This is a genomic window from Micromonospora sp. C41 (genome assembly GCF_018070485.1).
Classification (GTDB): domain Bacteria; phylum Actinomycetota; class Actinomycetes; order Mycobacteriales; family Micromonosporaceae; genus Micromonospora; species Micromonospora chalcea.
In genome coordinates this window covers 72,141-83,493 of sequence record NZ_JAGPXP010000028.1, presented here as the reverse complement: position 1 = coordinate 83,493, position 11,353 = coordinate 72,141, and the positions used below count along the sequence as shown (strand labels likewise).

Here is an 11,353-nt window from a genome sequence, read left to right as displayed (position 1 = left end):
GAGGGGTGGGGTGGGGGCGGTCAGGGGAGGGGGACGGCGGGGCCGTCGCCGGCCAGGCGGAACGACTCCTCGCCCACCGGTTCCACCAGGCCGTCCGTGACCAGGCCGGCCAGCGCTCGCGCCCGCTGCACGTCGTCGTGCCAGACCTGGTCCAGCCGCTGATGTGGCACCGGCCCGGTGGACTCCCGCAGCACGGCGAGCAGCAGCCCGCGTACCTGCCGGTCGGTGCCGGCGTAGCGCTGCGGGCGGCGCGTCGGTCCCGTGGGGGCCGCCTGGCCGGACGCCCGCCAGGCGCAGCTCGACTCGACGGGGCAGATCGCGCAGCGCGGGGCGCGGGCGGTGCAGACGACCGCCCCGAGTTCCATGAACGCGGCGCTCGCCAGCGCGGCGGCGGCCGGCTCGATCGGCAGCAGTTCCTCGGTGGCGACCAGGTCGGCCGGGCGGGTCGTCGGACCGGCGTCGGGTTCACCGGCGATCGCCCGGCACACCACCCGCCGGACATTCGTGTCCACCACGGGGTGCCGCTGCCCGTACGCGAAAGCGGCGACCGCGCGAGCCGTGTACGTGCCGACGCCGGGCAGCGCCAGCAGATGATCGAGCCGGTCGGGTACCACGCCGCCGTGCCGCTCCACGACGGCCACCGCGCATTCGCGCAGGCGTACCGCCCGGCGGGGGTAGCCGAGCCGTCCCCACATCCGGATCGCCTCGGCCGGGGTGTCCTCGGCGAGCGCGCGCGGATCCGGCCAGCGGGCCAGCCACGCCTCCCAGGCGGGCACCACCCGGACCACCGGCGTCTGCTGGAGCATGACCTCGCTGACCAGGATCGCCCAGGCGCCGATGCCCGGCTTGCGCCAGGGCAGGTCGCGGGCGTTGCGCTCGTACCACCGGCTGACCTGGGTGGCGAATGTGGGCTCGGACATCGCGCCGCCGATCATGTCACGGCTGTCTTTCCCGCAGGTTGGGCGGGGCGGGTGGCCGGGCGCGATCGATCATGGGCGACGGGGCAGAATGTCCGAATGAACGAGCTCGCGATCACCGTCATCGGCCGGGACCGGCCGGGCATCGTGGCCGACGTCGCGGAGGTCCTCGCCCGGCTCGGCGCGAACCTCACCGACTCGACTATGACCCGGCTGCGTGGACACTTCGCGATGACCCTGATCTGCGTGGGCCCGGCCGCCGCCGACGTCGAGGCCGCGCTGGCCCCGCTCGCCGCCGACGGGCATCTGCTGGCCACCGTACGCGCGGTCACGCCGGACGGCGGCAGCGAGCCCACTGGGGAGCCGTACGTGCTGGCGGTGCACGGCGCCGACCGGATGGGCATCGTGGCGGCGATGACCCGGGTACTCACCGACGCGGGCGGGAACGTGACCGACCTGAGCACGCGGTTGACCGGTTCGCTCTACGTGGTGGTCGCCGAGGTCGAGCTGCCGCCGGGCGTCTCCGACGAGGTGGCCGGCCGGCTCACCCGCGTCGCGGCGGAGCTGGGTGTCGGGGTCAGCCTCCGCCCGGCGGACACGGATCTGCTGTGACCGGGCCGGAGTACGCGGGCCTGGGCGGCTGGACCCCGGAGAAGCTCGGCGTCCCCGGCGAGGTACGTCCGGTGGTCACCGCCCCGGAGCCGGTGCTGAGCCAACCCGGCCCGGAGGTCGACCCGACGTCTGCCGAGGTGGTACGCCTCGCCGCCGATCTGGTGGCCACGATGCGGGTCTCGCCCGGCTGTGTGGGTCTGGCGGCGCCGCAGGTGGGGGTGAGCGCGCAGGTGTTCGCGGTGGACGTCACCGGGCACCCGAAGGCGGTCACCGTGCACGGCACGTTCGTGCTCTGCAACGCGCGGGTGGTGGAGGCGAGCCGGTGGAAGGCCGGCCGGGAGGGCTGCATGTCGGTGCCGGACCTGACCGGCGACGTGAAGCGGGCCAGCCGGCTGGTGGTCGAGGGCGTGCTGCCGGGCACCGGGGAGCCGGTCCGGCTGGTGACCGACGGTTTCGAGGCGCGCGCGCTCCAGCACGAGATCGACCACTGTGCCGGGTTGCTCTTCCTCGACCGGGTGGCCGGCGCGCACGCGATCTACCAGCGCAAGGTCTACCTCTGACGGTGGTGGCGGCTATCCGGTGTGGACGGAGGCGGCCGTACGGCGGCGGGTTCCCGGCGCGTCGGACCGGCGAGCCGTGCGCCGCGCGGCTACGGTAGGCGCATCATGCGTCTGACGGTCGGCCCCCTGCCCCCTGCCGTGTACTGGCGGCGTCGTGCCGTCGTGCTCGGAGCGGGCCTGCTCTTCCTGATTGTCCTGCTCTACTCGTGCACCGGCACGGACCGCAACACCGGCGCGCCGGGCACGGACCCGTCGCCGACCGGTTCCGCCGGGGCTGAGCCGGCCCCGTCCGGCTCGGTGCTGACCCCGCAGTCGGGCAGCCCGTCACCGACGGCCGGTGACGCGGGCGGCGGCAGCACCGGTGGCGGTACGGGCGACGGCGGCGGCAACACCGGTGGCGGCGCGAACAACGGCGGCGGCACCGGTAACGGCGGCGCGAACGGGCAGCCGGTCTCGGACGACGGCAACTGCACCGACTCGGAGCTGCTGGTGACGCCGGTCGCGGTGCCGGCCACCGCCCAGCGGGGCACTGTGGTCACGCTGCGCCTCAAGGTCAAGAACGTGTCGAACCGGACGTGCAGCCGGGACGTGGGCGCCGATCTGCAGGAGCTGTACATCAAGGCGGGCGCGGAGAAGATCTGGTCCTCGGACACGTGCGGCACCGGCAAGGGCTCGGACCCGCAGTCGTTCACGCCGAACTTCGAGCGCTCCTACGAGCTGGGCTGGAACGGCCGGGTGGACAACCGGTGCGCCAACGGGCTCGCGAACGGTGAGTTCGCGGCGATCGGCGCGTACCAGGTGTTCGCCCGCGTCGGCACCAAGATCAGCGAGCCGGTGAAGCTGACCATCACCGGCTGAGCGGTCGGTCAGACGTACCGTTCGAGGATGGATGCCTCGGCGAGCCGGGACAGGCCCTCGCGGACCCCACGGGCGCGTGCGTCGCCCACGCCCTCGACCGCCTGGAGGTCTTCCACGGTCGCGCCGAGCAGCCGCTGGAGGCTGCCGAAGTGCACCACCAGCCGGTCGACCACGGCGACCGGCAGCCGGGGCACCTTGGCGAGCAGGCGGAACCCGCGCGGGCTGACCGCCGCGTCGAGCGCGTCGGAGGCGGACGGGTAGCCGATCGCCTTGGCGACAGCCACGAGATCGATCAGCTCGGTGGCGCTGAGCAGGTCGAGTTCGACGAGCGCCTCGTCCAGGGTGCGTGACTTGCGGCCGACCGGCAGGTAGTCGCGGATGACCAGGGTGCGGTCGGCGTCCACGCCGGCCATCAGCTCGTCGAGCTGAAGGGCCAGCAGACGGCCGTCGGTGCCCAGCTCCACCACGTAACCGGCGATCTCGTCGGCGATGCGGCGGACCATCTCCAGCCGCTGCACCACAGCCACCGCGTCGCGGACGGTGACCAGATCCTCGATCTCCAGCGCGGAGAGCGTGCCGGAGACCTCGTCCAGCCGCAGCTTGTAGCGCTCCAGCGTGGCCAGCGCCTGGTTGGCGCGGGACAGGATGGCCGCGGAGTCGTCCAGCACGTGCCGCTGGCCGTTGACGTAGAGGCTGATGATCCGCATCGACTGGCTGACCGAGATGACCGGGTAGCCGGTCTGCCGGGCCACCCGCTCGGCGGTGCGGTGCCGGGTGCCGGACTCCTCGGTCGGGATCGACGGGTCGGGCATCAGGTGCACGCCGGCCTGCACGATCCGGGTGCCGTCGCTGGAGAGGACGACAGCGCCGTCCATCTTGCACAGCTCCCGGACCCGGGTGGCGGAGAACTCCACGTCCATCGGGAAGCCGCCGGTGCAGATCTGCTCGACCACCTTGTCGTAGCCGAGCACGATCAGCGCGCCGGTGCGGCCGCGCAGGATCCGCTCCAGGCCGTCCCGCAGGGCGGTGCCGGGAGCCATCAGGGCGAGGTTGGCGCGCAGCGGGTCGCCACCGGCCCCGCCGCCGACGCTTCCGTTGACGCTCACGCTGATGGCACGAGCGGGGTTGCCGCTCACGGCGCCGGTACGGGCGTGCGGCGTCGCCGTTGCGGGCTTGGTGGCATCGCGGTCGATCGGCACGGGCACAGTCTACGGACTGCCGTGCGGTGGGTGCTCTCGTGGTTACTGTGATGTGTCACGATGCCCGGCTCGGGCGGCTCTTCACGGGCTGCGCCGCGTGTCCGGGAACGCCCGGCGGATCCCACCGTGTCACTCCGCCGATGCGCGGGCGGCGGCCTGGAGGGCGGCCCGCACGTCAGTGACCTCGATCACGCGCATGTTCTCCGGCCCGGCGCCGCTGCTCTCCGGCCCGCACCCGGGCGGCACGAGGGCCAGCCGGAAGCCCAGCCGGGCCGCCTCGGACAGCCGGCGGGGCACCGCGCCGACCCGGCGTACCTCGCCGGTGAGCCCGACCTCGCCGATGGCCACCAGATGCGGGTTGAGCGCCAGGTTGAGCCCGCCGGAGGCGACCGCGAGCGCCACCGCCAGGTCGGCCGCCGGCTCGACCACCCGGATGCCGCCGACAGTGGCGGCGAAGACCTCCCGGTCGTGCAGCGTGAGCCGCTCGGTCCGGCGCTGGAGCACCGCGAGAACCATGGCGAGCCGGGCGCTGTCGAGGCCGGAGACGGTACGCCGGGGCGAACCGGCGACGGTGGCCCCGATCAGCGCCTGCACCTCCGTCACCAGCGCCCGGCGCCCCTCCATCGCCACCGTCACGCAGGTGCCCGGCACCGGCTCGGAGTAGCGGGTCAGGAACAGGCCGGACGGGTCGGCCAGGCTGCTGATGCCGCCCTCGTGCATCTCGAAGCAGCCCACCTCGTCGGCCGCGCCGAAGCGGTTCTTCACGCCGCGCACCATGCGCAGCGAGGAGTGCTTGTCGCCCTCGAAGTGCAGCACCACGTCGACCAGGTGTTCCAGCACCCGGGGGCCGGCCACCTGGCCGTCCTTGGTGACGTGGCCGACCAGCACGGTGGCGATGCCGCGCTCCTTGGCGACCGCGACCAGGGCGGCGGTGACCGCGCGGACCTGGGTGACGCCGCCGGGCACGCCCTCGGTGCCGGTGGTGGAGATGGTCTGCACCGAGTCGAGCACCAGCAGGCCGGGCTTGACCGCGTCGAGGTGGCCGAGCACCGCCGACAGGTCGCTCTCGGCGGCCAGGTAGAGCTGGTCGTGCAGGGTGCCCATCCGCTCGGCGCGCAGCCGCACCTGGCTGACCGACTCCTCGCCGCTGACCACCAGCGACGGGCTGCCGGCCCCGGCGGCCCACTGCTGGGCCACGTCGAGCAGCAGCGTCGACTTGCCCACGCCCGGCTCACCGGCGAGCAGCACCACCGCGCCGGGAACGAGGCCGCCGCCGAGCACCCGGTCGAGCTCGCTGACGCCGGTGGCCCGGGCGCGGGCGGGCGCGGCGCTGATGGTGGCGATCGGCCGGGCCGGCTCGGCCGGCATCCGCGAGCTGACCACCCGGCCGGAGACCAGCGGGCCGGTGATCGTGGACTCGACCACCGAGCCCCACTCGCCGCACTCGGGGCACCGGCCCACCCACTTCGGGGGCTGGTGACCGCAGGCGTCGCACTCGTAGGCCGGACGGGGCTCGCGAGCGGCGCGACCGCGGCCGGCGCCGGCACGGGAGGGGGTCGATCGGGGCGTGGTCACCACAGGACGCTAACCGTCCCGTACGACGAAAGCCCACCGGAAACGGCGACACCGCCGGCGTGGCGCTGGCCACGGCGGCGGTGCCGACGGAAGGAGGACGGGGGTCAGTGGCCGCCCTCGACGCCACCGTCCTCGGCCCCGTGCTCACGCGGGTTGACGATCTTGGACGGGGTGGGCTCCGCGGTCAGCGGGATGCCGATCGGCGCCGGGGTCGTGATGACCTTGCCGTCGCCGAAGTCGAAGGTCAGGTTGACCTGCTGGCCGACGAGCAGCTTCTGGTTCAGGCCGACGAGCTGGAGGAACCGCGGGTTGTCGGCGTTGAGCTGGGCGTAGCTGAGCGCCGGGATCTCGATCCGGGCCGGCTGACCGGCGGGCGCGGACCCGGTCTCGCTCGGCGACGGGCTGGCCGACGGCGACTCGGACGTCCCCAGCGACTGGCTCGGCGACGCGCTCGGGTCGCTCGCGGTCGGCGAGGCGGTGCCCGGCTCGGTGGGCGAACCGGTCGGGGTGGCGGCGCCGCTCTCGCCCGCGCCGGAACCGGTGAGCACGATCTCCCGGGCGCTGTCGGTGGTGACCGTCACGGTCACCGGCTTCTCGCTGTCGTTGTAGATCACCACGTTGACCGGCGCGTTCGACCCCGCCTCGTAGCCCTTCGGCCCCGGCGTCCGCACGTAGAGACCGCGCACCTTGTACAGGTTGTCGGAGGTCTGGACGTTGACGCCCTGTACCGACGGGATCTTGTTGGCGGTCTCGGAAATCTGCCCGGTGCCGCACCCGGACAGCAGCAGGCTCGCCGCCGCCGTGCCGGCCAGCAGCAGGGCCGGCCCCCGGGAACCCCTGATCGAGCGCGTCACGTCGGTCCTCCTCGTCACGATCCCCGCCCGGTCGACCACCGGGCACGGGGTGGCCATACCCGCGCAGACCGCGCTCCAGGGTAGTTGGAGCTGATCGAGGCCCGCACGCGGACCCGGCAATGCCACCCGGCGAGGGAGACCGTCAGACCACCCGGCCGCTCGTCACCAGCAGCAGCACATCGATGAGCGCCACCACCAGCACCGCCCGGAAGGCGCTGGCCGAGCGTCCGGCGGCGGCGCGTCCCGCGTACCAGCCGAGGGCCGGCACGGCGACGGCGGCGGCGACGGCCGACAGCCCGGCCCACGACGGCGGTCCCGGCGGGCCGAAGACCAACGCGACGGTGGCCGCCAGGAGCAGCCCGGCGGCGGCGAGCCGGCTGCCGGCGGGGCCCAGCCGGTGCGGCAGGCCGCGCACCCCGGTCCGGGCGTCGTCGGCCAGGTCGGGCAGCACGTTCGCGAAGTGCGCGCCGGCGCCCAGCAGCGCGGCGGCGGCCACCAGCCAGGCCGGCGGCGCGGGCGAGCCGGGCAGCGCCAGCACCACGAACGCGGGCAGCGCGCCGAACGAGACCGCGTAGGGCAGCACCGACACCGCCGTCGACTTCAGCGGCCGGTTGTAGAGCAGCGCGGAGACCAGGCCCAGCGTGGCGCAGGCCGCCGCGGCCGGGCCGCCGGCCAGCGCCAGCAGCGGGGTGGCGACGGCGGCGACCACGACGGCCCGGGCCAGCGCCGGCCGGCTGACCGCGCCGGTGGTCACCGGTTTGTCGGTACGCCCCACCGCGGCGTCCCGCTCGGCGTCGATCAGATCGTTGCTCCAGCCGACAGCGAGCTGGCTGGCCAGCACCGTCAGCGCCACCGCCGCGACGCCGGCCGCAGAGTGCCCGGCGCCGGCGGCGAGCAGCGCGGCGACCACGGTGACCGCCGCAGCGGGTTCCGGATGGCTCGCCCTGACCAGCCCTAACACCCGTGTCGACATAAGGGAAGTCTGGTCGTTACCGGGCAGTCGTGCCACGCTCGACGCATGCCTGACGTGCCCGGGGTGTCCACTCCGCACCGGGTGCTGCCGCCGAACGACCCCCGGCAGTACGACGATCTGGCCGACGAGTGGTGGCGGCCGGACGGCGCGTTCGCGATGCTGCACTGGCTGGCGCGGGCGCGCGCGGCGCTGGTGCCACCGGCGTCCACGCCGGACGAGCTGCTCGTCGATCTGGGCTGCGGCGCCGGGCTGCTGGCCCCGCACCTGGCCGGCAAGGGCTACCGCCACGTCGGGGTGGACCTGACCCGCTCCGCGCTGGACCAGGCCGCCGACCACGGGGTGACAGCGGTCCAGGGCGACGCGACGGCGGTGCCGCTGACCGACGCCTGCGCGGCGGTGGTCTCCGCCGGGGAGGTGCTGGAGCACGTGCCGGACTGGCGGCGCGCGGTCGCCGAGGCGTGCCGGCTGCTGCGGCCCGGCGGCCTGCTGGTGCTGGACACGCTGAACGACACGCTGCTGGCCCGGCTGGTCGCGGTGGAGCTGGGCGAACGGCTGCCCACAGTGCCGCGCGGCATCCACGACCCCCGGTTGTTCGTCGACGCCCGCGCGCTCGTCGCCGAGTGCGCCCGGCACGGCGTGTCGCTCGAGGTACGCGGGGTCCGCCCGGAGTTGGGCGGCACGCTTGCCTGGTTGCTGCGCCGCATGCGCGGCGGCGACCGTCCGGCGAGGACCGAGCCGCGCATGGTGCCGACCCGGTCGGCGGCGGTGCTGTACCAGGGCTGGGGGCGCCGGGGCGGGTAGCCGGGGCCGCCCGGGGTAAAGGGACGCCGAGAAGGGGGCGACATGACTGTGCACGCGCTGGAGGCGGCCCGCCGGTTGGCGCCGCGACTGGCCGCCCGCGCGGCCGGGCACGACCGCGACGGCTCGTTCCCCGTGGAAGACTTCGCGGACCTGCGGGCGGCCGGGCTGTTCGGGCTGATGGTGCCGCCCGAGCTGGGTGGCGCGGGCGCGAGCTTCGCCGAGTACGCGGCGGTCGCCACCGAACTGGCCCGGGGCAACGGCGCGACCGCGCTGGTGTTCAACATGCACGCCTCGGTCACCGGCGCGCTGGGCGCGGTCACCGAGGAACTGGCCGAGGCGCTCGGCGTACCGGATGAGGCGCTGGCGGCGCGGGACCGGCTGCTGCGCGCGGCGGCCGACGGCGCCTGGTACGCGGTGGCGATGAGCGAACGCGGCGCCGGCGCCCGGCTGTCGCAGCTCAGCACCGTCTACGAGCCGGTCGAGGGCGGCTGGCACATCAAGGGCAGCAAGACGTTCTGCTCCGGCGCCGGCCATCCGGACGGCTACCTGGTGGCCGCCCGCAGCGCCGCCGACCAGTCGGTGGTGTCGCAGTTCCTGGTCCCGGCCGGGGACGGGATCACCGTGGAGCCCACCTGGGACTCGCTCGGCATGCGGGCCACCTCGTCGCACGACGTGCACCTGGACGTGACGGTTCCGGCCGACCGGCTGCTCGGCGGCGTCGAGGGGCTGGCTCTGGTGGTCGCGCAGCTCATGCCGCACTGGCTGGTGGCGAGCTACGCGGCGGTCTACGTGGGCGTGGCCCGGGCCGCGATCGACGCGGCCGCCGAGCACCTCAACGCCCGCAACCTCGCCGGGCTGCCCGCGGTGCGGGCCCGCCTGGGCCGGGCGGACGCGGCCACCGCCGCCGCCGAACTGGTGGTCGCCGAGGCGGCCCGCCGGGTCGACGAGGCGCCCGGCGACGCCGAGACGAACCGCTGGGTGTGGCGGGCCAAGCTGCTGGCCGGCACCACCGCCGCCGAGGTCGCCGCCTCGATGCTGGAGGCGGCCGGCACCTCGGCGACCCGGCGCGGGCATCCGCTGGAGCGGCTCTACCGGGACGCCCGCTGCGGCTCGCTGCACCCGGCCACGTCCGACGTGTGCGCCGACTGGCTCGGCATCGCCGCGCTCGGCGGCGACCCGGACCGGGACAGCGCGCTCCCTCGTTGGTGAAGCGCGAGGAGCGAGCCGGTTTTGCGAGCCCCGCAGTCGCGAACGAAAGGCTGCCGGGTGACCAGGGTTGGTGCGAGAGATGAGGGAGGGGTGGGGGACGTGGGCATGCCGGTGATCGCGGGCCTGGGTACGGCGCATCCGCCGGGCGCGGACCAGGACGAGCTGTGGACGGGTTTCTTCGCGGGGCACTTCCAGGGGAACACCCGGGCGCTGGCGCAGCGGATCTTCGCGAACTCGGGCGTCACCCGGCGGCAGGCGGCGGTCAACCCGCTGCTGGAGGACGTCTCGGAGTGGCCGACCGAGCGCCGGATGCGCCGCTACCAGGTCGAGGCGCTGCCGCTGGGCAAGGAGGCGGTCAGCCGGGCGCTCACCGCCGCCGGCCTGGACGCCGCCGACATCGGGATGTTCATCGTCTGCTCCTGCACCGGGTACGCCACCCCGGGGCTGGACATCCTGCTCGCCCGGGACCTCGGCATGTCGCCGAGCACCCAGCGCATGTTCGTCGGGCACATGGGCTGCTACGCGGCCCTGCCCGGGCTGGGCGCGGCGAGCGACTTCGTCACCGCCCGGGGGCGTCCCGCGCTGCTGCTCTGCGCGGAGTTGACCAGCCTGCACATCCAGCCGCCGGGCGCCCGGGTGGACACCCAGCAGATCGTCTCCCACGCGCTGTTCTCGGACGCCGCGGTCGCCGCCGTGGTCGTCCCCGGGGGCCGGGGGTACGCGCTGCGCGAGGTCACCTCGGTCACCGACACCTCCACGGCCGACCACATGACGTGGGACGTCACCGACACCGGCTTCCGGATGGGGCTGTCGCCGAAGGTGCCGCAGGTCCTCTCCCGGCACGTGCGGACCCTGGTCGACGAGCTGCTGGCACGGCACGGGTGCGAACGCTCCGACGTGGACGGCTGGGCGGTGCACCCGGGCGGGCCGCGGATCCTCAACGTGGTGGAGCGTGAGCTGGCGCTGCCGCCGGACGGGCTCGCCGCCTCCCGGGGGACGCTCGCCGAGCACGGCAACTGTTCGTCCCCGACGACGCTGCTGATCCTGGACCGGCTGTGGCGTACGGAGCCGTCGCCGCCGCGCTGGGTGGTGATGCTCGCGTTCGGGCCGGGGCTGACGCTCTACGCGGCGCTGCTGGAACGCGTGGGCTGACGGGTCGCCCCGGTCGCGCCGCGCCGATACGCTGCCCGCATGGCCTCCGAGGAGCGGGACGGGCGGGCGTTGCTGGCCGGCCTGACCGTCCTGGCGCTGTTGCTCGGCTCGGCCTGGTGGCGGTCGGCGGCCCCGCAGCCCGGCCCGGCCACGTCGGCCGCGCCCGCGAGCGTGGATCTGGCCCCGCGCAACTGGCGGGTCGACCCGTCGACGGGCGAGGCGCGTCCGGTGCCACGCGCCGGGCGCGAAGCGGCGTTGGACAACCGCCGCGTGCCGCGTGCCGAGCCGGACCGCTCGGTGGTGATACGGGTGGAGGACGACGGCACGACGCGTCTGCTCCAGGTGTCGCACGTCGTGTGGCGGGAGAGGTCCCGGCTGACGCCGGGCGGGCCGCCTGTCGTCCGGCAGGTACGGCCCACGCGGGGCGACAACTACCGGCTGTCGGTGAGCTGCGCCGGTGACGGGCTGGTCGTCGTACTCGTCTCCGGCCTCGGGGACGACGAGTTCCGGCGGGCGCTGCGCTGCGGCGGGCAGCTGGACGTGCCGGTGGTGGGCGGCAGTGGCGAGCTGGTGCAGATGCGGTTCGTCGCGATAAGGGGCCGGGCCGACCTGGACGCCCGGCTCGAGGCGCTCTACTGACGGT

At 74.9% G+C, this 11,353-nt stretch carries 12 protein-coding genes; 7 read left to right on the top strand and 5 right to left on the bottom strand.

Annotated features, from left to right (window positions below):
- Window positions 1-20: 20 nt before the first annotated feature.
- Window positions 21-920 (bottom strand): A/G-specific adenine glycosylase, encoded by a 900-nt coding sequence (locus KBX43_RS25105; RefSeq protein WP_064446859.1) that lies wholly within the window; start codon window positions 918-920, stop codon window positions 21-23.
- 96 nt (window positions 921-1,016) lie between these two features.
- Between KBX43_RS25105 and KBX43_RS25100 the strand changes: the two genes are divergently transcribed.
- The 3 genes from KBX43_RS25100 (at window position 1,017) to KBX43_RS25090 (ending at window position 2,947) form a co-directional block, all read left to right on the top strand.
- Window positions 1,017-1,529, top strand: a complete 513-nt coding sequence (locus KBX43_RS25100) for a glycine cleavage system protein R (RefSeq protein WP_013288949.1) — start codon at window positions 1,017-1,019, stop codon at window positions 1,527-1,529.
- Window positions 1,526-2,089 (top strand): peptide deformylase, encoded by a 564-nt coding sequence (locus KBX43_RS25095; RefSeq protein ID WP_043327917.1) that lies wholly within the window; start codon window positions 1,526-1,528, stop codon window positions 2,087-2,089. The genes KBX43_RS25100 and KBX43_RS25095 overlap by 4 nt, the downstream gene beginning before the upstream one ends.
- 105 nt (window positions 2,090-2,194) lie before the next feature.
- The gene (locus KBX43_RS25090) at window positions 2,195-2,947 is read left to right on the top strand and encodes a hypothetical protein (RefSeq protein WP_064446769.1); all 753 of its coding nucleotides are present in this window, start codon (window positions 2,195-2,197) and stop codon (window positions 2,945-2,947) included.
- Window positions 2,948-2,955: 8 nt separating this feature from the next.
- Here KBX43_RS25090 and disA read toward each other — a convergent pair whose 3' ends face one another.
- The 4 genes from disA to KBX43_RS25070 form a co-directional block, all read right to left on the bottom strand.
- Window positions 2,956-4,146 (bottom strand): DNA integrity scanning diadenylate cyclase DisA, encoded by a 1,191-nt coding sequence (gene disA / locus KBX43_RS25085; protein ID WP_030502855.1) that lies wholly within the window; start codon window positions 4,144-4,146, stop codon window positions 2,956-2,958.
- A gap of 129 nt (window positions 4,147-4,275) precedes the next feature.
- Window positions 4,276-5,721 (bottom strand): DNA repair protein RadA, encoded by a 1,446-nt coding sequence (radA, locus tag KBX43_RS25080; protein WP_064446858.1) that lies wholly within the window; start codon window positions 5,719-5,721, stop codon window positions 4,276-4,278.
- A gap of 104 nt (window positions 5,722-5,825) precedes the next feature.
- Window positions 5,826-6,575, bottom strand: coding sequence for a hypothetical protein (locus KBX43_RS25075; RefSeq protein WP_043330867.1), 750 nt, complete (start codon window positions 6,573-6,575; stop codon window positions 5,826-5,828).
- Window positions 6,576-6,717: 142 nt separating this feature from the next.
- Complete coding sequence (locus KBX43_RS25070) at window positions 6,718-7,548, bottom strand: UbiA family prenyltransferase (protein WP_104112832.1); 831 nt, start codon at window positions 7,546-7,548, stop codon at window positions 6,718-6,720.
- 45 nt (window positions 7,549-7,593) lie between these two features.
- Here KBX43_RS25070 and KBX43_RS25065 point away from each other — a divergent pair, with 45 nt between their 5' ends.
- The 4 genes from KBX43_RS25065 (at window position 7,594) to KBX43_RS25050 (ending at window position 11,349) form a co-directional block, all read left to right on the top strand.
- On the top strand, window positions 7,594-8,349 hold the full coding sequence (locus KBX43_RS25065) for a methyltransferase domain-containing protein (RefSeq protein ID WP_210887396.1): 756 nt from the start codon (window positions 7,594-7,596) through the stop codon (window positions 8,347-8,349).
- 42 nt (window positions 8,350-8,391) lie between these two features.
- Window positions 8,392-9,558 carry an acyl-CoA dehydrogenase family protein gene (locus KBX43_RS25060; RefSeq protein WP_043327919.1) on the top strand — a complete coding sequence of 389 codons (1,167 nt, stop codon included), beginning with the start codon at window positions 8,392-8,394 and terminating at the stop codon, window positions 9,556-9,558.
- A gap of 105 nt (window positions 9,559-9,663) precedes the next feature.
- Window positions 9,664-10,710 carry a type III polyketide synthase gene (locus KBX43_RS25055; protein WP_205798899.1) on the top strand — a complete coding sequence of 349 codons (1,047 nt, stop codon included), beginning with the start codon at window positions 9,664-9,666 and terminating at the stop codon, window positions 10,708-10,710.
- 39 nt (window positions 10,711-10,749) lie between these two features.
- Entirely contained in the window at window positions 10,750-11,349 is a 600-nt protein-coding gene (locus KBX43_RS25050; protein WP_064446766.1) for a hypothetical protein, read from the top strand.
- Window positions 11,350-11,353 lie beyond the last annotated feature (4 nt).